The following is a 22,185-nucleotide window of genomic DNA, read 5'->3' on the forward strand; positions in this document are numbered from 1 at the left end:
ATAAATTATCCATTTTCGAATTATGAGTGACCTATCACGGCTTTAAAGGGGGAAATTTATGGAAGCAGTAAAAACAGTTTTTCTTATGGCTCTTTTAACCATACTACTTGTATGGGTGGGAGGAATCTTTGGCGGAAAAACCGGTATGATAATAGCGCTTCTCTTTGCGGGCGTTATGAATTTCGTAAGTTATTTCTATTCCGACAAACTTGTTTTAAGACACTATCACGCTGTTGAAGTAGGTCCGAAAGAGGCCCCTGGACTTTATGCAATTGTGGAAAGGCTTTCCAAAAAAGCGGGTATTCCCATGCCGAAAGTCTATATAATTCCTGAAGAAGTACCAAACGCATTTGCAACTGGAAGAAATCCAGAACATGCTGCTGTAGCCGTCACCGAAGGGCTTTTGAATCTATTGAACGAAGAAGAGGTTGAAGCTGTTCTGGCGCATGAACTCAGCCACGTAAAACATTACGATATTCTTATAGGTACAGTTGCCGCCACAATAGCCGGGGCTATTGCAATGCTGGCAAATATGATGCAGTTTGCGGCATTTTTCGGCGGTGGAAGAGATGACAACAGACCAAATCCTATAATAATGCTTATTATGTCCATTCTGCTTCCGATTGCCGCTGCCATCATCCAAATGGCGGTAAGCAGAAGCAGAGAATATATGGCAGACGAAGGTGCGGCAAAAATCACAGGACATCCCGAATGGCTTCAAAGCGCTCTTATAAAACTGGAAGAGTATAACCGAAGAGGTATGCTCCCCGAAGCGACGCCCGAAACAGCACATATGTTCATTATAAATCCCTTTACAGGCAAAAATATAAATTTTGCTACACTTTTTAGTACCCACCCTTCTACTGAAGATAGAGTAAGAAGACTTGAAGAGCTTAAAAAAGAGATGTTTGTGTGAGTGTTAGTGCGGGTGTAGGTGAAAGCTCAATCACCGATCACCAATCACAAGTCACGAATTACGAATTTAGTACAAGTAACAGGCTACATTTGCCTGTTTACCACTCTTTTTAAAAAAGGCGAGAGTTTTACTAGGATTTCGTAACTTATCGTGTTGAAAAATCTTGCACATTTTTTTGCATCATCAATTATACAAATTTCTTGCTTTTGGCTATCGATACTCATACTGTCCATAGATACTCTGCCGAGTATCTTCTCTCCTCCCGGCAAAATATATTCCCTTGAGCCGTCGAGTCTAAAAAATCCGTCCGCATATCCTATATCGTATGTGGAAACAACTATATCCCTATCAGCTTCAAAAACGCCTCCATATCCTAATCTCTGGCCTTTTTTGAGTCTTTTTGAAGCTATCTTTTCACCCCACAGCGAAAGAACCGGCTTTAGTTCCGGCATATCAAATACCTCATCGCTTTCCAGGTAGCCATATGCAGCGATTCCCACTCTTGCAAAATCCTCATCAAAACTCTCACTTCTAAAGAGCGCTGCAGAGTTGCAGGAGTGAAAAAGAGGTCTTTCAAATCCAAACTCATAACACAGTTCCAAAACTCTTTTCTTCGCTTTCTCAAATCTCTTTTTCTGCCAGAAAAGTTCCGTACTGAGCTCATCCGCGCTTCTGAAGTGGGTAAAAACACCTCTTAAAACCAGTCCTCTTTTTTTAATCAGATCAAAAGCTTCTTTTGTCTCTGATAGCTCTATACCGTTTCTGTGCATACCGGTATCAATTTTCAGTTCAACTGTTGAAAAGGGAGGGATTTTTTTCAGATCCTCTATACAATTTACGGTTATTCCGATATTTGGTATCGGTTTTTCTTGCGGTATTTCGGATAGAACAAGTATGTAACCGAAAAGTTTTTCTATTTTCAAAGCTTCCGCCATATTTCTGACAACCGCTTTTTCTATCCCAAACTCATATGCCAAAGCGGCCATCTCCTCAAGTCCATGACCGTATGCGTTGTCTTTAAGGACAAGGGCTACTCTTTTTTTTGAACCGGCTTTTTTTGAGACAATCTCAAGGTTTTCAAAAAAATTTTTTGCGTCTATTTTTATATATCCCATGATAAAATGGTATCGATTTTTCTATTTGAAATCACTGAACAAAGGAAAATTTTGAAAAGATTGCCGGCGGAATGGGAAAGACAAAGAGAGACGCTTCTGGTTTTCCCTCATGATGAGAGCGACTGGAACGAATATCTGAGCGATATTAGAAAAACATACATAGATATAGTCAAAGCTATTACAAAATATCAAAAATGCACCCTTCTTTGCAAAGATATAGAAGAGGCAAAAGACTGGTTCGCCGGTTTTGAAAATATCAACTTCATACAGATGGATACTAACGACACATGGATAAGAGACTACGGACCAATAACCATAAAAGCCGGCTCAAAAGCCAAATATCTTGATTTCTTTTTTAACGGCTGGGGACTCAAATATCCTGCAAATTTCGACAATCTCGTAAACAGAAAACTTTATGCTGAAAAATTTCTTGACAACCTGGAAACAATCGGGTTCGTTCTTGAAGGCGGCAGCATAGAGTCAAACGGCGAGGGCATAATCCTAACCACAAAAGAGTGCCTTTTGGAAGCCAACCGAAATCCCCATCTGTCGCAAAAAGAGATTGAGAACTCTTTGAAAAATTTTCTGGGTGCAAAAAAGATTTTATGGCTCAATCACGGATTTTTGGCAGGAGACGATACAGATTCGCATATAGATACACTGGCAAGATTTATCAAAAAAGATACTATAGTATACGTAAAGTGCGATGACCCTGAAGATGAGCATTTTGAAGAGCTCTTAAAGATGGAAAAAGAGCTGAAAAGCTTCAAAGATTTGAACAAAAAATCTTTCACTCTTGTTCCTCTGCCCTGGATATCTCCAAAATTTTATAAGAATGAGAGACTTCCGGCAACATATGCAAACTTCCTTTTCATCAACGATGCCATTTTGGTTCCGGTATACGGCGATAAAAATGATAAAAAAGCAGTTGAACTGTTTAAAAATCTTCTTCCTGACAGAGAAGTCATACCTGTCGACTCATCCGTTCTTATAAGGCAGCACGGCTCGATACACTGCGCATCAATGCAGATACCGATGTTATAGTTTTAAAAGCACTTATTGGATATAATTGCATAAATTTTATAAGGAATAGAATGAAAAGATTTATCTTTTATATCGTTTTTTTCTCAACCTTTATTTATGCCGAAATAAACGTTGCAGTATCGATAATGCCGCAAAAGTTTTTTGTCGAAAAAATTGCCGGAGATTTGGCCAATATAGAGGTAATGGTGCCTCCTGGAAGCTCTCCGGCCACCTATTCGGTAAAACCGGGGCAGCTTAAAGATTTGAAAAAGGCATCTGTATATTTTTCAGTCGGTGTACCTTTCGAAAAAGCTTGGCTGAAAAGATTTCACTCGGTAAACAAAAAACTTATCATAGCCGATACATCAAAATATATAAAAAAGATTCCCATGGAAACGGATCATCATCATGAGGAAGAACATGAGCATAATCACGAACACGGCTCCCTCGATCCGCACATCTGGCTGGCGCCGCCTCTTGCCATTTTGCAGGCACGTGTAATTTTGGAAAATCTAGTCAAATTGGATCCAAAAAACAGTGCTGTATATTTCAAAAACTATAACGATTTTGTCAAAGAGTGTGCCTATCTCGATACCAGAATTTTTCAAGCAATAAGAAAGATACCAAAAAAAGAGTTCATCGTCTATCACCCCTCATTTGGATATTTTGCCAAACTTTACGGACTCAAACAGATAGCAATTGAGAAAGAGGGCAAAGAACCCGGCATGAAACATCTCAAAGAAATTATAGATTTTGCAAAGAAAAAAGATATAAAAGTGATCTTCGCAGAGCCTCAGTTTCCCAAAAAAAGTGCCGATTTCATAGCAAAAAAAATAGGCGGTATTGTTCTTTTGGTAGACCCGCTTGCATATGAGTGGGATAAAAATCTTTTAAAGGTGGTGGAGGCGTTTGAAAAAGCCGGCAATAAGCGTTAAAAATCTTTATTTCAAATATGATAAAGAATTTGTGCTTCAGGATATAAGCGTTGATATTTATGAAAACGACTATATTGCCGTCATTGGACCAAACGGTGGCGGCAAATCTACATTTGTCAAAATTTTGCTGGGTCTTTTGAAACCCGATAGAGGGGAAGTAAAAATATATGGGAAAAAACCCGAATATGCAAGAGAGCTCATTGGATATCTTCCGCAAATGATAAATTTCAACTTGGATCTTCCCATATCTGTGGAAGAGGTGGTACTCCAAGGAAGGCTTAAAAAAGGAAAACTCTTTTACAGCAAAGATGACCGAAAAAAAACAGATGAGACTTTGTCAAAAATGGGACTGACAGGTCTTAAAAAAAGAAAAATTGAGGAGCTCTCGGGAGGCCAGAGGCAAAAAGTACTTATTGCAAGAGCCCTATGTTCAGAGCCTAAAATTTTGATTTTCGATGAGCCGACTGCATCGATAGATATAGAAGGACAAAAAGAGATATATAAAATTTTAAAAGAGCTTGACTTAACCAAAATCGTTATAAGTCATGATATAAACATTCTGTTTGAAGGGGTAAACAGAGTAGCTTATATCAACAGAAAAATATATATGCATGAAGAAGTTGATATCAATCTCAAAAGAGAGGGGCATTTTTGTGAAATGGAACTTCTAAATCACTTTAAGAGCTGCAATGCTGGAACTGTTTGAAAACTCTATATATGCATCGCTGCTTTTATCTGTGGCAATAGGAATTATCGGATCGTTGATGCTTATAAATAGATACGGGTTTCTAGCCGCATCTATTGCACACGGAAGCTACGGCGGTGTCGGGATGGCCATATATTTTGGTTTTTCGATACTTTTGGGAGCCACTCTTTTTTCTATAGCACTTGCACTGCTTTTATCGTATATCACATATAAAAATCCTCATAGAAGCGATACGCTTATAGGCGTTATATGGGCAGTCGGCATGAGTATAGGTATTATATTTACAAATCTGGCTCCGGGATACAATGTGGACCTGATGAGCTTTCTTTTTGGCGATATTTTGATGGTACCTGAAACCGACCTCTACTATATGGCCGTGGTTGATATTGTTCTCATCGTGTCGGCGGTAATATTTTATAATCATCTTTTGGCTCTTTCCTACGACAGGGACTTTGCTCTTTTAAGAGGGGTAAACGTAAAAGCGCTGCATACATTTGTACTTGTGCTTATAGCACTCACAGTCGTTATGAGTATCCGTTCGGTAGGGCTTATACTTGTTATCGCACTTTTCAGTATACCGCCGTATATTGCCGAAAAATTTACAAAAAACCTGAAAGAGATGATGGTACTTTCAGCCTCTCTTTCTGCCATTTTCTGCCTTCTTGGACTTTACGTAGCATATGTTCTTGATATTCCGGCAACTGCATCTATTATACTTACTGCAGCTCTTTTTTTTGCTCTGGTTTTTTTTAAAAATATGAACAGCTATAAAACATAAAAAGGATCGGATATGAAAACCGCTCTTATACAGCAAAAATATCACGTCACCAAAGAGGCGACAATACAAAAAAGCGTGCAGATGATAAATGAGGCGAAAGAAAAAGGGGCTGAACTGGTTGTTTTACAGGAACTCCACCAGGGCCCCTATTTTTGCCAATATGAGAACACCGCCTTTTTCGATATGTCCGATGATTTTAAAAAAGATACCAAATTTTGGAGCGAGATAGCAAAAGAGTACTCTGTTGTACTCGTGGCTTCACTGTTTGAAAAAAGAGCACCGGGAATTTACCATAACACTGCGGTTGTTTTTGATAATGACGGCACAGTCAGAGGCAAATACAGAAAAATGCATATTCCGGATGATCCCGGATTTTATGAAAAATTCTATTTTACTCCCGGAGATACAGGATTTGAGCCCATTGAGACCAGTATAGGAAAATTAGGTGTTTTGGTATGCTGGGACCAGTGGTATCCAGAGGCCGCGAGAATAATGGCTCTCAAAGGAGCCGAGATACTCATATATCCCACTGCAATCGGATGGTTTGATGAAGATAGCGAAGATGAGAAAAAAAGACAGCTTGAAGCATGGATAACTATACAAAGAGGCCATGCTGTTGCAAACGGCCTTCCGGTGGTATGCGTAAACAGGGTGGGATTTGAAGATGATGAAAGCGGCTGTTTAAGCGGTATCAGATTTTGGGGCAACTCATTTGCGGCAGGACCGCAAGGAGAGATATTAGTTTTGGCTTCAAACGACAAAGAGGAGGTTTTAATAGTTGACATCAATAAAAAAAGAACGGAAGATGTCAGACGTATATGGCCCTTTTTCAGAGACAGACGTATTGATGCCTACAGTGATATACTAAAAAGATACTGTGACTGATGCTTCAGAATATCGCAGCTCTTCTTCTGTTTTTTTCCCTGGGATTTCTTCTTAAAAACCGCTTTGGCGAAAATGGAATAAAAGCTCTTATAGATTTTGTAATATATGTGGCATTGCCGGCTGCAGTAGTTTACAACATCTACTATCTTAACTTCAGCTTCGACCTTCTAGGTATCATTATTCTTGGCTGGACAGCTGTTTTGGCCTCCATTGGCCTTTCATATATTTTTGGCAGGATTTTGAAACTTGATAAAAAGACGCTTATAGTGTTTATAATCATGGCCACATTTGGAAATACCGCTTTTATGGGCTATCCTTTTACAGAGGCTCTTCTTGGAAAAGAGGGACTGGGATATACGATACTTTTTGATAATTTTGCCTCATTTGTACCTGTTATGACTCTCGGCATTCTTCTTCTATCGTTTGCATCATCCAAAAAAAGAAGAGGAATGGATTTTACAAAGATTTTGACCTTTCCTCCGTTTATAGCCATATTTACAGCAATTTTTCTAAAATTTTTCAATATTCCTGACTTCTTGCTAAGTGCTCTGGATGTTTTGGGAAGCAGCGTTACACCGCTGGCTCTTTTTGCAGTTGGAGCAAGTATAGATATAAAAGGGATTTTCAAAAAAAGTTCACTGATAACTGCCATTCTTGCGGTAAAAATGGTGATTATACCGATTTTTGCCCTGCTGATACTCTATATTTTACAAATCACCCTATCAACAGCATATAAAGCAGCGATAATCGAACTTTCCATGCCTCCGATGGTGCTCGCTTCAATACTTGTAATAGACGAAGGACTTGATAAAGACCTTGCAGTAGGAAGTGTTGCTTTGGGAATTATCATATCCTTTGTAACCGTACCGGCAATTTTTTATCTAAGCGGTATTTTGTTTTAATCCGGTTTTCTCTCTCCATAAAACAACTCTGTCTTTGCCTTGTTTTTTTGCTTCATAGACTGCTATATCCGCTTTTTCTATACAGTTATCCAGATCAATGCACTCTTTCTTTGTGCAGCATAGCGCAACACCGATACTTACCGTGATTTTTAGTTCAGGATGCTCTTCGAAACTGATTTTTTTTATAATTTTTCTCAGCTTTTCTGCTATTTTTTCCGCCTTGTCCAATTCCAGTCTAAATAGAATTATAAGAAACTCTTCTCCACCATATCTTATAACCTCATCTGTTACTCTTATATTATCAACCAGTACCGCAGCAATTTTTTTCAAAACTTTATCTCCAAACTGATGACCGTACTGATCATTTACTCTCTTAAAATTGTCAATATCTAAAAACAAAACGGCATATTTTATATTGTCTCTTTTCTGTATTTTCATACATATCGAACTTAGGTAGTTTCTGTTTCCTACATTTGTCAAAGGATCAAAAAAAGCAAGAGGAGAAACTTTTCTTATTATATCACCGGCAGAGATTATACCTTTGAGATTTCTATTCTCATCCACAACAGGTAGATGTTTTATACCCATTTGAGAAAAAATTTTCATAGTTTTCAGAATATTTTCATTCTCTTCTATAGTTATAAGACTTTTTTTATCACTGAAGAGTTTAAGGATCTTTCCAATAGGCATATCGATATATCCTGCTACAAGCATCTTTATGATGTCTCTTTCGGTAATAATATCAACTGCCCGAAAATTTTTATCGACTACTATGACACTTCCGATGTTTTTACTCCCCATCATATCTATGACTTTTTCAGCTCTCTCTTTTGTATTGACTGTAACCGGATCTTTTGTCATAAAATCTTTGACTTTCATTTTATTTCTCCATAGCTTCGATACAACTGATTTCAACTGTCAATCAACATTATTTTTGCCAAACCCAAAAATGCAAAAAAACCTACTACATCGGTAACAGTTGTAAGCAAAACACTGCTACCGACAGCAGGATCTGAACCTATCTTTTTAAGAAGAAGCGGTATAACTGCACCGAAAAATCCGGCTGCCAGAAGATTTATTATCATTGCAAGAGCTATAACAACACCCAGCATATAATTATTGAACCATACATAAGCTATGGCTCCCATTACCAACGCAAAAATCATACCGTTCAAAAGTGCAACAATTATCTCTCTTTTTAATGCCTCTTTGGCATTTTCAAAATCTATTTCCCCCAGTGCAAGTTTACGCACTACAACAGTCAGCGTCTGTGTACCAGCATTTCCTCCCATTGATGCTACAATAGGCATCAACACCGCAAGCGCTACATATTTACTTATAGTCTCATCAAAAAGTCCTATTACAAAAGAGGCGAGAATTGCGGTCCATAAATTTAAAAAAAGCCATAAAGCTCTTTTTTTTGTAATGATCTTAATATCATCTTCCTCTTCTGCTTCATCTTGAACACCTGCCAGATTATATATCTGTTCCGTCGCCTGATCTTCAATAAGATCGATAACATCATCTGAGGTGATACGTCCCAAAAGTCTTCCCAAATCATCAACAACAGCTATAACAGGAAGATCATAATCCTCAAATTTTTTAATTACCTCAGCAATCGGATCAGTAGCTTTTACAAATATCGGTTCATATTCTTTGTTTTTTATAATATCTTTAAATTCTCTATTAAAATCAAAAACAATCAAATCTTCAAGAGGAATAACAGCTTTTAGATGGTTGTCGTCATCTACAACATATACCTGATGGATATTTTCAAGCTCTCCTTGCTCCTTTTTTTCTCTGAGTCTTTTGATGGCTTCTTCTATAGTCTCTTCAAGCTTTGCATCAAAAACCTCTGTCTGCATATAAGCACCGGCCTGGTTCTCTTCATAGGAGCTGAGTTTTTCAATCTCCTCTTTATCCTCTTCGCTAAGGTTTGCATGAACCTGACGCTCTTTTGCAACATCGACCTCTTCGATATCTTTCATCAGGTCGGTTGCATCATCCGATTCGAGCTCTTCAACGGCCTGTGCCAGTTTTTCAACAGAAAGATGCTTTATCGCATCCTCTTTCATAGATTCGGGAAGTTCCAAAAGAACATCACCCAAAACATCTTTCGGAAGTTTTTTTAGGTAATTGTAATAAGCCTTTTCATCCTGTTTTTTCAGTTTTTTTAGATAATTTGCAATTTCGGAAGGATGCAAAAACTCGTTAAACTCTTTGTTTTTAAGAAGATTCTTTATCTTTTTGCCGACTTCGGTAAATTTCAGTTTATCCATTAGTACCCTCCATCGGCTTGTCAGATATATCAGCAGAACCGTTTAGATAGACAAACCTGTCAATTTTTTCCTGTTTTATCGGCCGAGCTACTCTGATTATAGCCTCTTCGATCTCTTTTTTATAACTCGCTTTTCTTTTCATAAACTCTTTTCTTTTCTTTCCGGCAAGATAACTTTTTGTAACTTTTACTACCCTTAGAGGATTTATCGGCCTGTTGTATTTATAAAGACCAAAATGCAGATGTGGTCCGGTACTAAGACCCGTACTGCCTACATATCCGATAACCTGACCTTGTTTGACCCACTTACCTCTTTTTATACCTCCTCTGAATTTTGACAGATGAGCATATAGAGTTTTGTATCCATCCTGATGTCTTATAATAACAGTATTTCCATATCCTCCTTTGCGTCCCGCAAATATTACTCTACCGCTTCCGGCCGCTCTTACAGGCGTTCCTCTCCTTGCTCCGAAATCCACTCCCAGATGTGCCCTATATTTTTTAAGAACAGGATGAAATCTCCTTAGAGTAAATTTTGAAGTTATCCTTGCATGCCTAACTGGCCTTTTTAGCAAAAATCCCTCGACCTCCCGTCCTTTTTCATCATAATATCTACCGTCAAAAAGATATATAAAGTGCTTTTTACCTCTAGTTTCCACCATAGCAGCTTCTATGACAGGGGTTCCAAAAGGCTTTCCAAGTCTCTGTTTTTGATTGTAAACCACTACAACTTTGTCGCCTTTTCTGAGAGATCTTTTAAAATCGATACTATTTTTGAAAGCTGATATAAATTCATTTGCAAGTTTTATGTTTTTTGTATTTTCCACAATATCCTGATATGGGGAATGCTCAATAGAGATAACAAATCTGTGTCTCTGTTTTTGATAGACAATAGGCAAAAGTTCAAGCACATATTTTCCGTCTCTTTGAGCAATATGAAGCTGAAGCTCTTCACTTATAGGGATAAGTACCTGGGTAATTTTTCCCTTTTCTCTTAAAACATAGTAATCGACTCCTGCTCTTATCTCGTCTGCCAACTCTTTTTCTTCACGATCAAGATCATAATATATTTTTGCCGGAAGAGAATTTTTTTCCAAAAAGGTTATCAGTGTCTCACCGCTCTCCCACTGTTTTTCTTCCAGTACGGCAGCAGTAAGAAAAACAGATAAAAGCAGTATCGCATACAATACACGCATTATTTTTCAGCTCCAAAATCCAAAAATTGGTAAATTTGTAGTATTTTATTCAAAAGGGGCTTAAAAGGCGGTTACTTAAAAACACAGAAGCCTCTAAACACCTTTTTAAACAAATTTGAGTATAATCTGAAAAATCGGTTTAGGAGAAAATAGTGAAAAAATTGTTGGCTTTTTTTGCATTTATACCACTGCTTTTTGCACAAGCACAAACCATTAATATAACAAGTGAAATTTTAAATGAGGGCAAAGAGATAGCAGAGATAAAAAAAACAGCTGCACCTGTAGGTAGCAGCGGAATAGTAATACACAAATTCGATGACAAACATTCCACAATTGTTGCACATGCAACTATCATTGAAAAAAAAGCGGATAGAGATATAGTAAAATTTTCTGTTTTCAAGGCTCTTGCCCAGGAGGCTCTTCCCGTCCCAAATCTCAAACCGGAAAAGGGAGATAAAGTAATACTCAAATATCTTTATGACAGAGGCCTTATAATATCCCCCAACAAACAGACATACGATGCTATAAAAAAGAGATATAAAGATATCGAATGGATACATCCCGACCTTTTTGCAGCCGAACTTTCCAAAAGCGGTACGGCAGCACCTACAAAAGAAGATTTTCAAAAATTTTGCGAAGAGTACTCTTTGGGAATTGTATATTTTGCTGTTGAAGATATAGGCTATACAGTAGATTGTGTAAGTTTCAAACCAGTTTATAAAGAGAAAAATGCAATATTGTCAAAAGAGAATTTCAAACTCCCTTTCTATTCGAGAGTGGAAGAGATTCAGACAAGCTGGTTCAGTTTTTATAAAACAACCGAGATAAAAGACTATACAAACTATTACAAAAATCTTTTGGAGACAAAATGATTGATAAAACCCATATAAAAAATCTGAAAAAACTCATAGGTGAAGAGAATGTAAAAGATGATAAAGCCCATCAGATAGCATACTCTTATGACGCTACAAGAGAGCATTACGAGCCCGATGCGGTTCTTTTCCCAAGAGACGAAAATGATGTAAGCAAAATTTTAAAATATTGCAACGAACATAAAATCCCAGTAGTTCCAAGAGGTGCCGGCAGTGGCTTTACCGGCGGCGCTCTTCCAAAAGAGGGAGGAATAGTACTTGCCGTTGAAAAATATATGAACAAAATCCTAGAAATCGATATGGAAAATATGGTGGCAAGGGTTCAGCCAGGCGTTATAAATAAGGATTTACAGCGTGCAGTCGAAGATGTGGGACTCTTTTATCCGCCTGACCCTGCAAGCCAGGAATATTCAACCATAGGCGGAAATGTAGCAGAAAACGCCGGCGGTATGCGAGCAGCAAAATACGGAATTACAAAAGATTATGTGATGGCCCTTCGAGCCGTACTCCCAAACGGCGATATCATAAGGGCAGGGAAAAAGACGATAAAAGATGTGGCAGGTTATAATATTACAGGCATATTAGTAGGCAGCGAAGGCACACTCGCCGTAATAACGGAGATTACACTCAAACTCATATCCAAACCAAAACTTACAAAAACTGTAATGGGGATATTTCCGAGTGTGGATGCAGCTATGCAGGCTGTCTACAAATCTCTAGCAGGCGGAGCCAATCCGGTAGCTATGGAGTTTCTTGACAACCTGACCATAAAAGCGGTGGAGGAGAAATATAGCAAAGGGCTTCCTACAGATGCCGGAGCAATACTGATAAGCGATATAGACGGAAATGTGGAAGAAGAGATCGACTATCAGATAAAACTGCTTGAAAAATTTTTCACACAAAACGGCTGTCTTGATTTCAAAATAGCAAAAGACGAAAAAGAGGCTGCCGATATCTGGTTCGCAAGAAGAAACGCCAGTCAGTCGATAACTATATACGGCAGCAAAAAGATAAATGAAGATATAACTGTACCTAGAAGCAAACTACCCGAGCTTTTGAAAGAGATAGAAAAAGTCGGTAAAAAATATGGCCTGAAAATCCCCTGTTTCGGACATACAGGAGACGGAAACGTACATACAAACGTAATGGTTGACAAAGATGACCCACAGGAAGTTAAAAAGGGATACGAAGCCATAGAAGAGATATTTAAAATAACAGTCAAACTCGGAGGTACTCTAAGCGGGGAACATGGTATAGGTCTTAGCAAAGCACCATATATGAAAATAGCTTTCAGCGAAGAGGAACTCAATCTTTTCAGACAGATAAAAAAGGCATTTGACCCGAACAATATACTCAACCCCGGAAAAATGGGACTGTAAAACTTATAGTCATCAGCAAAAACAAAAGCTGAAAAGTGACGACCAATAATATAAAAGGCATACTTTGAAGCACTATTTTTTGAAAGTAAAAGAGTTATACAGAAAAATTTACGATACTGAGATAACTCTTTATGCTTCATCTCTCAGTTTTCATACAATATTTTCCATAATACCTCTGCTTCTTATCTCTTTTTCCATCTTTACAAGACTTCCGAGCTTTCAGGACTATTATGAGAAAATAAAAGATTTTATCTTCTCAAACCTTATGCCCACACATCAGGAAATTGTAACAAAATATCTTGAAAATTTCTTGCAAAACAGCTCAAAACTCGGAATTATCGGTTTTGTTTTTGTGATATTTGCTTCTATTATGTTTTTCCAAAACTACGAACATATAGTCAATAAAATTTTCAAAAGCAGACAGAGAAGATTTTGGGACTCTCTTGCTACTTACTGGACTCTTATGACGCTTGGCCCTATTGCGCTTGCCCTTTCATTTTATCTCTCAAACTTTATACAAAATCTACTTGACAGATTTGAATATACAAACTGGATAAATTTCCTTTCAATATTTCCATACCTCATAATTTGGGGACTTTTTTTTGTTACATACATCATATCGGCAAATACGAAAATAGACCCTAAAGCTGCCGGGATATCCTCTTTTATCGCTTCAATAGTATGGTATATAGGTAAATCGCTTTTTGTATATTATGTGCTTTACAGCAAAACATATCTGACCATCTACGGCTCTTCAAGTGTAATACTTTTCTTCTTTCTTTGGATATATCTATCTTGGATAATCTTTCTTTATGGACTAAAAATCTGCTACGTTATAAATCAAAAAGAGAGTATTAAAAAGGAAAAGAAGATAGAAAAAACCTCTGTTTAAAATCGATAGCAAGGATAAAAAAATATAAAAAATAAAAATCTCCAAAGGTGTGCCAAACCTAAAAGTTTCAAAATCCAATGAAAAAAGAGCTTCTATCAGAAAATCCAGAATATCTGCTAATCCGGAAATATGAAGTATTATCTCTATCGGATAAAAAACGGAAAAGAGCATAGTTGCAAAGGGTGAAAGAAACTGGTACCAGCTGAAACTCTCGAACCAAAAATGAACAATAGGTATCATAGCAAAAAATACCCAGAAATTGAGAGCCATAAAAATCTGCCATTTTTTGAGATGAGAAAAGTAGTGCACAAAAAGATATATATAAAATATTCCGGCAACAGAAAGCCAAAATCCGACTGAAAATATAAATCTTGGGAAAAGAGCTAGTATCAGCATAACTGCAAAAAAGAGTGTGGTAAAAGAGAAAATTTTAATATGTCTGTCATACAGATAAAAGGCTACAGCGCTCATAAAAAATGCTCTCACCAAAGAGGGAATAAAATCGAGAAATAAAAGATAAATTCCGCACACAAACAAAACTGCGATCATTATATCTTTTGTTCTGTTTCGATATGGAAAATATCTGTTTTGAAAAGGTTTGTACAAAATACCGAATATCATAAAAACAATAGCAGAAATAATACCCAGATGAAAACCGCTTATGGCTACAAGGTGACTAAGCCCCAGGGCGGAAAGTTTATCTCTAAACTCTTTAGATACAGCGGAAGCTACTGCAAGGGCAGGAAAAAGCTCTTTAGAATATCTTCCTTCATGCATGGAAGAGATATATTCAGCGATACGTTTTTTGAAGCTTTCCCCCGGATATACACCTGCAATATAAGAAGGAGCATAGAAGTTTTTGAGATACTCGAAAAAGGAGAGCCTCTTTCTTTTTAAAAAAAGCATTATATCCACATCTCTTCCGATAAGATTTTTCAATTTTTCTCTTGAAGTGGTATAAAAAACAAAGCCCTCTTTTGATTTGAGTTTCAGAACAAGATAATCTTTTTTCGGATACTGATTCAAAACTTCTGCAGTTGTAAAAAATTTTTCGGACTCTGAAAGCTTCAGAAATGTACGGTATTCCAAAAGAAGTGACAGGGAAAATATAAAAAACAGGAAAAGAGATATAAAAGATATCTCTTTGAAACTTTCGGCAAAACTCAGCTCAATCTTTTCCACGAAACGGCTTTATTTATATCTGCGGAAGATCCAGTTTTGTCTCTCTCATCTCAAATTCTCTGACTGTCTCTGTAGCCTCTTCGGCAAATTTTACATAATCTTTGTGAAAATAGAGTCTTACTATCCCGGTTGGACCGTTTCTCTGTTTTCCTATAATTATCTCTGCCTCTTCGACTCTTTTTTCCTGAAAATCTATATCGACTTTTTCACCTTTCTTGGCTGCCTCTTTCGCTTTTTCACGTGCCTCTTTGAGTTTGTATACATCATCTCTGTAGACAAAGAGTATCACATCCGCATCCTGTTCTATCGCGCCTGATTCGCGCAGGTCGCTAAGCATAGGACGTTTGTCGGGTCTGCTCTCAAGCGATCTGTTGAGCTGGGACAGAGCAATGATGGGAATTTCAAGCTCACGGGCAAGAAGCTTCAGACTCCTGCTTATTTCGCTTATCTCAAGATGTCTCTCTTTGTTGCCAGCTGCGTTCATAAGCTGAAGATAGTCGATAACAGCAAGAGAGACTTCGGGATGCTGAGATTTGAGCTTTCTCAGTTTTGCCCTCAGTTGATGGATATTTATAAGACCTTCATCATCTATAAAAAACTTCTTTTGCGCAAAGTCGTCGCATACCCGACTCACTTCAGCCCACTCCTGATCGTTTAGATTTCCTACCCTCAGGCGCTGAAGAGGAATGGAAGCTTTTGCACTCAGCATCCTCAGCATAAGCTGCTCCGCCGGCATCTCCAGAGAAAATATAGCTACTCCTCTGTTTGAATCAAGTACCTTTTGGGCAAGATTTAGGCTGAAAGCAGTTTTCCCCATCGACGGTCTTGCGGCTATGATTATCAGATCACCAGGAGAAAAACCGGCGGTTTTTACATTCAGATCGTGAAAGCCGGTATCGAGGCCTACTAGAATGGAATTTCCTCTCTCTTTCATCTTCAGCATATGACTTAACGTATCTTTTACAACTTCTTCGGACTCTTTGAAATCCCTCGCACTGCTCTCCTGGGTTATTTTATATAGTTTGGACTGTACAAGATCGACAACATCTGCTGCAGGAAGATCCTCTTCAACTGTGACTTTTTTAATCTCCGTCGTAAGATGGACCAGATCTCTTTTAACAGCTTTTTCCTTTATCTCTTTTATATAAGCAGCGGTATTAGACAGAGGGTTTGCCGACAAGACTTCCAAAAACTCATTTTCATCAAACTGGTTTTTATATATGAGTTTTTCTTTCAAAAACTCTTCATCTATAGGCTGGTCTTCTCTTTGGAGCTCTTCCATTGCGGCAAACAGATTTTTATGAAAGGGATGGTAAAAGTCCTGCGGTTTCAAAACAGCCGCAACATCTTCATAAACCGAAGGATCAAAAATAATAGAGCTTAGAACCGCTCTTTCTATGTTCAGATTGTATAGATGAGATTCCAATGAACTACTCCTGAGTCAACTGTTCTTTTGCAAGTTTTTCAACTTCTTCCATAAACTTTTCTACAAGTTTCTCTTCCGGAAGTTTTGCAACTACTTCGCCTTTTACCATAACAAGGCCTGTTCCTTTGCCATATGCTATGGCAACATCGGCATGCTGGGCTTCACCGATGGCATTTACTACACATCCCATGACAGATATTGTTAGAGGAGTTTTTATATGTTTGGTTTTTTCTTCCACCTCTCTTACCGCACTTACAAGGTCAGCCTCAATTCTACCGCAGGTGGGACATGAAACGATATTCACACCCTCTTTTGCCACACCGCTGTCTTTTAGTATCGCACGCCCGACTTCTATCTCTTTTTCAAGCTCTCCTGTTATAGATACCCTGATGGTATCTCCTATACCTTCAAGTAGCAGAGTTCCTATACCTATAGAAGACTTTACCGTAGCGTGGAAAATAGTCCCGGCTTCGGTCACACCCAGATGAAAAGGATATTCCACAAGTGGTCTGAGCATCCTGTTCGCTTCCACAGTAGTCTGAACATCACTGGCTTTCAAAGAGACTTTGATATCTGTAAATCCAAGATCTTCAAGATATTTTATATTGTAAAGAGCCGATTCAACCATAGCTTTTGCGCCATGGCCGTATCTGTCTTCAAACTGCTTCTCAAGACTTCCGGCATTTACCCCTATTCTGATAGGTATTCCCCTTTCCTGGCAGGCTTTTACTACCTCTTTTACTCTTTTTTTATCTCCTATATTTCCAGGATTTATCCTGATTGCATCTACTACTTCGGCCGCAATAAGAGCCAGTCTGTAATTGAAATGGATATCGGCCACAAGCGGCAGAGAAATACGCTTTTTTATCTCTTTCAAGGCATGGGCATCCTCATAATCAGGCACCGCGACTCTAACTATATCGCAACCGGCGAAATGAAGCCTTTTTATCTGTTCTACAGTAGCTTCCACATCCGCAGTTCTTGAAAATGTCATAGACTGTACAGAAATCAGAGCATCTCCGCCGACTGCAACATCACCGATATATATCTTTTTTGTAGGATATCTTTTTATCATTTTCTCTTTCTGGTTTGGTTTTCTCTTATTATACTCTTGTTGACTTAATTTCAAAATAGTATAAATAATTACAAAAATCTAAACGATATTCACCGGATCCATATCCACTTCGCAAAATGGTGTCTTAACTGCAGATATGGCTTTTATAAGATCTTTTGCGGAGGTTGAACGCAGAAGTATATTGTATCTGTATCTGTTCGCTATCCTCTCCAAAGGAGCGGGACCGCTGCCTATAATCTCAACTTCTTTGAAATTTTTCAATTTATCAAGGACATCCTGCATATTTTTTCTGGCTGTCTCTTCTTTTTTGTCAGAAAAGAGTAGCAATGCAAGCCTTTTGAAAGGGGGATAGAGATCTTTTCTACATTTAATTTCTTCTTTCAAAAATTTTTCATAATCTAGATAGTTTTTGAAAAACTCTTCATTCAAAGACTGAACTATCACCTCACCCTTCTCTTTTCTTCCACTTCTGCCGGCAATCTGTACAAGCAAAGAGACAGCCTTTTCCCTGGCCCTGTAGTCAGCCATATTCAGAATATAGTCTATCCCTAGGACCACGGAAAGTCCCACATCAGGATAGTCATGACCTTTGCTAAGCATCTGAGTTCCTACAAGTATATCTATCTGGCCTTTTGAAAACTCTTTTAAAATTTTTTTCAGCTTATTGTGCGTAGTTATCTCGTCCCTGTCAAATTTTGCCACATTCGTATGCGGAAAAATTTCTCTAAGTTCCTGAACTACTTCGGCAGTTCCTGGTCTGTTCGCCTGTAAAGAGCTACTTTTGCAATTGGGACACTCTTTTGGTATCGCCTGCGCATAGTCGCAGTAGTGGCACTTCAGTGCATTTTTGTCAAAATGGATACTCATTCCGACCGAACAGTAGGGACATTTTACAGCCTCACCGCACTCTTTGCAGATGAGATATTTGAAATTTGCCCTCGTAGGAAGAAAAACGATGGTCTGCTTTTTTTTCTCCAAAACTTTTTTGAGTCCATCTACCACTATCGGGGACAACGGTTCTGTTGACCTGTCGAAAATAAAACTTTTATTGGATGCGTAGAAGCCTCCTTTGAGTCTGAAAACAGGATATTTCTCCCAGCTTGATGCACAAGGAGTAGCACTTCCCAAAAGTACCGGAATATCAAGCTTTTTACCAAAATATACCGCTAGGTCTCTTGCATGGTATCTGGGGCGATTATGCGCTTTGTAACTGTCGTCGTGCTCTTCGTCTACCACTATCAAACCAAGATCAGTTATTGGCAAAAAAAGAGCAGATCTGGGACCAGCTACTATCTTTGTTTTGCCACAATAGATTCCGTCAAGTATCTCGTTTTTTCTTTTTTTTGTAAGCCTGCTGTGCCACACGGCTACACTGTCACCGAAAAACCTTTTGAGTCTCTCTTCCATCTGAGGTGTCAAAGAGATTTCTGGCATCAAAAATATGGCTCTTTTGTTCTCTTTTAAAAGATCTTCAAAATATTTCATATAAATTTCAGTTTTTCCACTCCCGGTATCACCGAAAAGAAGAGAGATTCGATGAGACTTTATAAAATTTAACGCCTCTGTCTGTTTAGGTGAAAGGGTGATGGAGGAAGAATTGAACATTTCGCTTTTTGTTTCTTCAACCTTTAGCCTTCTACCTTCTTCCTTCATAAATGGCACAAAAAGTCCCAATGCCTCACCAATTGAGCAAAAATAGTAGGTAGAGATAAATTTTGCAATTTCAAGATAGTTTCGGGGCAGATAAAACTCTGTAGTTTTTTCTACTCTTTTACACTCAAATTCCGGTTTTTCAACCTCTTCTAGAACATAACCTTTATAGATTTTTGATTTTATTTCTACTTCTACCAAGGCGCCGATATCGATTTTTTCCTCATACGAGTATGTCAAGATCAGAGGTTTGGAAGTTATTGCAACAAGAAAATATCTCATCTACTCATCAACTCTTTAAGTTTTTTTTCAATCTCTTTTTTCTTTGTTGGATTTTTCGTGTTTTTTAAAAGCCATTTCAGGTCTTCTATGGCCTGCTCTTTTTTTCCCTTCTGATTTCTCGCATATATCAGCAGCTCCTCCACCCACTCACTCAAAAGAATTCTGCCGAGTATTTTCTGACTATCGGGCAAAAGAGCCGCTTTTTTTGCAAGTTCGGCGATATAATTATCATCTATTTTATCCGGTTTTTCGTATGTCAAAATAAGTATTATCTCCAAAAAGTAGAGTTTAAAATCGTTCGGGTTGAACATCCTTGCCGTTTTTATAAGATCCGTTGCCAAATCGAGCCGGTTTTTTATGGATGCCAGATATGTGGCCGCATAGCTGACAGCAGGATAGAAGTAAGGGTCCATATATATGATGGTTTTAAAAGCGGTGTAGACCTCGTTTTCATCTGCTTTGAAACTGTCTCCTACCGCGGTTTCTCCCACCGTATTTGAAAGAAGCCATAGTTTGTCGGCAGTAAAAGTATGGGTATACCCGGTCAACGCCCTGAAAAAAAGAGGTTTTGCAAAAAGTATCTCATTTACGACAACTTTCTCTTTTTCGGGTCTGGGCAAAATAGCGACAAAAATAACAAAAAGGAGCAACAGCCCGAAAAGAGTCTTTTTATTCCCCAAAACGAAGCACCCTTTTTTGATATTTTAAAAGTGCTATGACAAAGAACAGCAAAGAGAGTATCACAAAATAGACAGTAGGATATAGAAAAAACTCTTTTGCATCTATAAGCGCCCTGTTTACAACTATACCCTGTTTGTCAAAAAGAGAAAAATTCGGAACTGTAAAATAGAGTATTTCAGATATTTTTTCCAGGAAAGGCGATTTTTTTATATAGTGGGCATATACATAAAATTCATCCAGCCCGTTTCCCACAAAAAAGAGCGCCACACTGTATATTACGGAATTCATCAAGGAGACGAAATTTGAAAACATCACGATTGAAAAGCTCAGAATCACTGCCGAGAGTGTATACAAAAAGAGCTGCCACAAAACCTCGTATGCAAAAGCCCCCTCCAAAACCCAGAGCAAAACAGCATCGATCAGGAAAAAAGAGACAAATATGGTAAATATCATCAAAAGGAGTGTCAAAAATACTGAAAAAAGATATCTCTGGCGACTAAGCCCCGTTGAGAGTGGCAGGACAAAAAGCCCTAAGGCTTTCTCTTTTTGCAAAAAATCAAACGTATAAAAAAGCGCTGCGATATGAATCAGAAACATCTGTGAAGTTAGCAGTACATCTTCGAGAAGTTTATATTTCCTGGCTATATCTATATCGCTTATCCCCAAAGCTATCACGATCATAATAACTGCCAAAAGCACAAAAAGTATGGTGGCTTTCTCTTTTAGGAGCGATTTTGAAAAAAAAGATGTGAGACTGAAAATCTTTTTCACTGTATCTTCTCCGGTCTGTGCTGAAGCAGCAGAGATTTTAGTTCCTCTATACTTTTTGGATATCCTCTGTACTCTATTTTTCCCTCTTTGAGTATCCATATCTCATCTTCCATCGCCATAGCCAGCTCCAAAGAGTGGGTTGATATGATGAAGTCGTGATCGCTTTTCAAACCTATAAGCAATTTTTCTATCTCCAGCCTGCCAAATGGATCGAGTCCACTTGTAGGCTCATCCAGCACGAGAGTCTTTGGATTTCCAAGAAGGGCAAGTGAGAGCAAAAAGCGCTGCTTCATACCTTTGGAGTATTTTTTTATAGGCATATTCGTATCCACATCCAGAGCAACTTTTTTCAAAAGAGTATCCGCATCATATCTTTTCACCCCTCTTAAAGTAGCTATCATGTCAAAATAATCTCTCGCGCTCATATTCAGATCCAAAAGAGCGGCTTCTGGAGCATATCCAAGATCTTTTTTGTTCAGTTTTGGCAAAAACTTCTTGAAATGAGGCAAAAAAGGATGATCGGAAAGTCTGACATAAAATCCGAGCAGAAAATTTATAAAAGTACTTTTTCCAGCTCCGTTATGGCCAAGAAGTATCATCTTTTTCCTATAGATTTTTAGAGAGTATTATATCAAAAACGGTGAAGTTTGATCTATTTTCTAATAGAGAGGATTCCTGACTCATTATCGTACTGCCAGTACATTCCCTGGTGAATCTCTGCACCAGATCCACTTATAAAATTGGACGCGGGACCATTGAGGCGTTCATACTTGGTGTCGACTCTCGATGCGTTCCAGTCTCTTATGGTAGCGGGATCGAGCATCATAGGAGCAAGCGCTCTATATTCGCCTATCTTGGCTGGAGTTGTATAGTTATTGTCCGTATCGGTTCCAGGATTTTTAGCTGTAAGGGTTATCGGATATCTGTTTGGAGAAAATAGGATAGTACACCTGTAGATATTGTTATTTTTATCGGCAACATTTACTGTTGTATTGTTCTCTCCAGAATGTATGAGCGCCCATCCGTGAAAAGAGAGAAGTGAAGCTCTTGCAGCTCCTGCAGCCGACTTTTCAACTGCTACTCTGGCATCGTTTTGAACACCTTCAAACCTGGGAATAGCAATAGCAGCCAGAATACCTATAATGACTATAACGAAAATCAGTTCTATAAGCGTAAAAGATTTTTGCATAAAAGTTTTTTACAAAAAAAGAGGCGAAGGGAGCCAGGCCCCTTCGCAACTA

The 22,185-nt window shown here is 38.2% G+C and carries 22 protein-coding genes; 10 read left to right on the forward strand and 12 right to left on the reverse strand.

Translation table 11 applies throughout. The features are described from left to right. Positions 1-58 precede the first annotated feature (58 nt). Positions 59-916 (forward strand): zinc metalloprotease HtpX, encoded by an 858-nt coding sequence (gene htpX / locus EPR_RS07700; RefSeq protein WP_200762646.1) that lies wholly within the window; start codon positions 59-61, stop codon positions 914-916. An 83-nt stretch (positions 917-999) separates the two neighbouring features. Here the strand turns inward: htpX and EPR_RS07705 are convergent, their stop codons facing one another. Then, positions 1,000-2,031, reverse strand: a complete 1,032-nt coding sequence (locus EPR_RS07705; RefSeq protein ID WP_200762647.1) for an alanine racemase — start codon at positions 2,029-2,031, stop codon at positions 1,000-1,002. A gap of 51 nt (positions 2,032-2,082) precedes the next feature. Here EPR_RS07705 and EPR_RS07710 point away from each other — a divergent pair, with 51 nt between their 5' ends. The 6 genes from EPR_RS07710 to EPR_RS07735 are packed head-to-tail and all read left to right on the forward strand — an operon-like array spanning position 2,083 to position 7,260. Next, entirely contained in the window at positions 2,083-3,075 is a 993-nt protein-coding gene (locus EPR_RS07710; RefSeq protein ID WP_234697120.1) for an agmatine deiminase family protein, read from the forward strand. A gap of 50 nt (positions 3,076-3,125) precedes the next feature. Next, positions 3,126-3,989: a metal ABC transporter solute-binding protein, Zn/Mn family gene (locus tag EPR_RS07715; protein WP_200762649.1), complete on the forward strand. Its 864-nt coding sequence runs from the start codon at positions 3,126-3,128 to the stop codon at positions 3,987-3,989. Beyond that, the gene (locus EPR_RS07720) at positions 3,964-4,695 is read left to right on the forward strand and encodes a metal ABC transporter ATP-binding protein (RefSeq protein ID WP_200762650.1); all 732 of its coding nucleotides are present in this window, start codon (positions 3,964-3,966) and stop codon (positions 4,693-4,695) included. The genes EPR_RS07715 and EPR_RS07720 overlap by 26 nt, the downstream gene beginning before the upstream one ends. Then, positions 4,679-5,473, forward strand: coding sequence for a metal ABC transporter permease (locus tag EPR_RS07725; protein ID WP_200762651.1), 795 nt, complete (start codon positions 4,679-4,681; stop codon positions 5,471-5,473). The genes EPR_RS07720 and EPR_RS07725 overlap by 17 nt, the downstream gene beginning before the upstream one ends. A 12-nt stretch (positions 5,474-5,485) precedes the next feature. Next, positions 5,486-6,358 (forward strand): carbon-nitrogen hydrolase, encoded by an 873-nt coding sequence (locus tag EPR_RS07730; protein WP_200762652.1) that lies wholly within the window; start codon positions 5,486-5,488, stop codon positions 6,356-6,358. Next, positions 6,358-7,260, forward strand: coding sequence for an AEC family transporter (locus EPR_RS07735; RefSeq protein WP_200762653.1), 903 nt, complete (start codon positions 6,358-6,360; stop codon positions 7,258-7,260). The genes EPR_RS07730 and EPR_RS07735 overlap by 1 nt, the downstream gene beginning before the upstream one ends. On the opposite strand, the gene EPR_RS07740 is transcribed toward EPR_RS07735, so the two are convergent. Genes EPR_RS07740 through EPR_RS07750 form a run of 3 tightly spaced genes read right to left on the reverse strand, consistent with a single transcriptional unit; the run spans position 7,240 to position 10,734 of the window. Then, positions 7,240-8,139, reverse strand: coding sequence for a GGDEF domain-containing protein (locus tag EPR_RS07740; RefSeq protein WP_200762654.1), 900 nt, complete (start codon positions 8,137-8,139; stop codon positions 7,240-7,242). The genes EPR_RS07735 and EPR_RS07740 overlap by 21 nt on opposite strands. A 32-nt stretch (positions 8,140-8,171) precedes the next feature. Then, positions 8,172-9,539, reverse strand: coding sequence for a magnesium transporter (mgtE, locus tag EPR_RS07745; RefSeq protein WP_200762655.1), 1,368 nt, complete (start codon positions 9,537-9,539; stop codon positions 8,172-8,174). Further along, positions 9,532-10,734, reverse strand: a complete 1,203-nt coding sequence (locus EPR_RS07750; protein ID WP_200762656.1) for a peptidoglycan DD-metalloendopeptidase family protein — start codon at positions 10,732-10,734, stop codon at positions 9,532-9,534. Before EPR_RS07750 ends, mgtE begins: the two co-directional genes overlap by 8 nt. 152 nt (positions 10,735-10,886) lie before the next feature. Between EPR_RS07750 and EPR_RS07755 the strand changes: the two genes are divergently transcribed. The 3 genes from EPR_RS07755 (at position 10,887) to EPR_RS07765 (ending at position 13,877) form a co-directional block, all read left to right on the forward strand. After that, positions 10,887-11,606 (forward strand): plasminogen-binding N-terminal domain-containing protein, encoded by a 720-nt coding sequence (locus tag EPR_RS07755; RefSeq protein ID WP_200762657.1) that lies wholly within the window; start codon positions 10,887-10,889, stop codon positions 11,604-11,606. Next, the gene (gene glcD, locus EPR_RS07760; protein WP_200762658.1) at positions 11,603-12,985 is read left to right on the forward strand and encodes a glycolate oxidase subunit GlcD; all 1,383 of its coding nucleotides are present in this window, start codon (positions 11,603-11,605) and stop codon (positions 12,983-12,985) included. Before EPR_RS07755 ends, glcD begins: the two co-directional genes overlap by 4 nt. 64 nt (positions 12,986-13,049) lie before the next feature. Further along, on the forward strand, positions 13,050-13,877 hold the full coding sequence (locus tag EPR_RS07765; protein ID WP_234697121.1) for a YihY family inner membrane protein: 828 nt from the start codon (positions 13,050-13,052) through the stop codon (positions 13,875-13,877). On the opposite strand, the gene EPR_RS07770 is transcribed toward EPR_RS07765, so the two are convergent. The 8 genes from EPR_RS07770 to EPR_RS09340 are packed head-to-tail and all read right to left on the reverse strand — an operon-like array spanning position 13,803 to position 22,133. Beyond that, positions 13,803-15,059, reverse strand: a complete 1,257-nt coding sequence (locus tag EPR_RS07770) for a ComEC/Rec2 family competence protein (RefSeq protein ID WP_200762659.1) — start codon at positions 15,057-15,059, stop codon at positions 13,803-13,805. The two genes, EPR_RS07765 and EPR_RS07770, sit on opposite strands and share 75 nt — an antisense overlap. A gap of 13 nt (positions 15,060-15,072) precedes the next feature. Further along, positions 15,073-16,485, reverse strand: coding sequence for a replicative DNA helicase (locus tag EPR_RS07775; protein WP_200762660.1), 1,413 nt, complete (start codon positions 16,483-16,485; stop codon positions 15,073-15,075). Between the two features lie 4 nt (positions 16,486-16,489). Further along, positions 16,490-17,614, reverse strand: coding sequence for a flavodoxin-dependent (E)-4-hydroxy-3-methylbut-2-enyl-diphosphate synthase (ispG, locus tag EPR_RS07780; RefSeq protein WP_267905523.1), 1,125 nt, complete (start codon positions 17,612-17,614; stop codon positions 16,490-16,492). 24 nt (positions 17,615-17,638) lie between these two features. Further along, positions 17,639-19,492: a primosomal protein N' gene (locus EPR_RS07785; RefSeq protein ID WP_200762662.1), complete on the reverse strand. Its 1,854-nt coding sequence runs from the start codon at positions 19,490-19,492 to the stop codon at positions 17,639-17,641. Next, positions 19,489-20,172, reverse strand: a complete 684-nt coding sequence (locus EPR_RS07790; RefSeq protein WP_200762663.1) for a hypothetical protein — start codon at positions 20,170-20,172, stop codon at positions 19,489-19,491. Before EPR_RS07790 ends, EPR_RS07785 begins: the two co-directional genes overlap by 4 nt. Further along, positions 20,162-20,944, reverse strand: a complete 783-nt coding sequence (locus EPR_RS07795) for a hypothetical protein (protein ID WP_200762664.1) — start codon at positions 20,942-20,944, stop codon at positions 20,162-20,164. Before EPR_RS07795 ends, EPR_RS07790 begins: the two co-directional genes overlap by 11 nt. Then, positions 20,941-21,543, reverse strand: a complete 603-nt coding sequence (locus EPR_RS07800) for an ATP-binding cassette domain-containing protein (protein WP_200762665.1) — start codon at positions 21,541-21,543, stop codon at positions 20,941-20,943. Before EPR_RS07800 ends, EPR_RS07795 begins: the two co-directional genes overlap by 4 nt. A 53-nt stretch (positions 21,544-21,596) precedes the next feature. Further along, on the reverse strand, positions 21,597-22,133 hold the full coding sequence (locus EPR_RS09340; protein WP_200762666.1) for a prepilin-type N-terminal cleavage/methylation domain-containing protein: 537 nt from the start codon (positions 22,131-22,133) through the stop codon (positions 21,597-21,599). Between the last annotated feature and the right edge of the window lie 52 nt (positions 22,134-22,185).

It is taken from the genome of Nitrosophilus alvini, from assembly GCF_015100395.1.
In the GTDB taxonomy this organism is placed as follows: domain Bacteria; phylum Campylobacterota; class Campylobacteria; order Campylobacterales; family Nitratiruptoraceae; genus Nitrosophilus; species Nitrosophilus alvini.

Excerpts from the sequence above, each read along its gene's own strand:
- htpX (WP_200762646.1), top strand. The coding sequence starts at position 59 with ATGGAAGCAGTAAAAACAGTTTTTCTTATGGCTCTTTTAACCATACTA.
- EPR_RS07705 (WP_200762647.1), bottom strand. The coding sequence starts at position 2,031 with ATGGGATATATAAAAATAGACGCAAAAAATTTTTTTGAAAACCTTGAG.
- EPR_RS07715 (WP_200762649.1), top strand. The coding sequence starts at position 3,126 with ATGAAAAGATTTATCTTTTATATCGTTTTTTTCTCAACCTTTATTTAT.
- EPR_RS07725 (WP_200762651.1), top strand. The coding sequence starts at position 4,679 with ATGCTGGAACTGTTTGAAAACTCTATATATGCATCGCTGCTTTTATCT.
- EPR_RS07730 (WP_200762652.1), top strand. The coding sequence starts at position 5,486 with ATGAAAACCGCTCTTATACAGCAAAAATATCACGTCACCAAAGAGGCG.
- EPR_RS07735 (WP_200762653.1), top strand. The coding sequence starts at position 6,358 with ATGCTTCAGAATATCGCAGCTCTTCTTCTGTTTTTTTCCCTGGGATTT.
- EPR_RS07740 (WP_200762654.1), bottom strand. The coding sequence starts at position 8,139 with ATGAAAGTCAAAGATTTTATGACAAAAGATCCGGTTACAGTCAATACA.
- mgtE (WP_200762655.1), bottom strand. The coding sequence starts at position 9,539 with ATGGATAAACTGAAATTTACCGAAGTCGGCAAAAAGATAAAGAATCTT.
- EPR_RS07750 (WP_200762656.1), bottom strand. The coding sequence starts at position 10,734 with ATGCGTGTATTGTATGCGATACTGCTTTTATCTGTTTTTCTTACTGCT.
- glcD (WP_200762658.1), top strand. The coding sequence starts at position 11,603 with ATGATTGATAAAACCCATATAAAAAATCTGAAAAAACTCATAGGTGAA.
- EPR_RS07785 (WP_200762662.1), bottom strand. The coding sequence starts at position 19,492 with ATGAGATATTTTCTTGTTGCAATAACTTCCAAACCTCTGATCTTGACA.
- EPR_RS07800 (WP_200762665.1), bottom strand. The coding sequence starts at position 21,543 with ATGATACTTCTTGGCCATAACGGAGCTGGAAAAAGTACTTTTATAAAT.
- EPR_RS09340 (WP_200762666.1), bottom strand. The coding sequence starts at position 22,133 with ATGCAAAAATCTTTTACGCTTATAGAACTGATTTTCGTTATAGTCATT.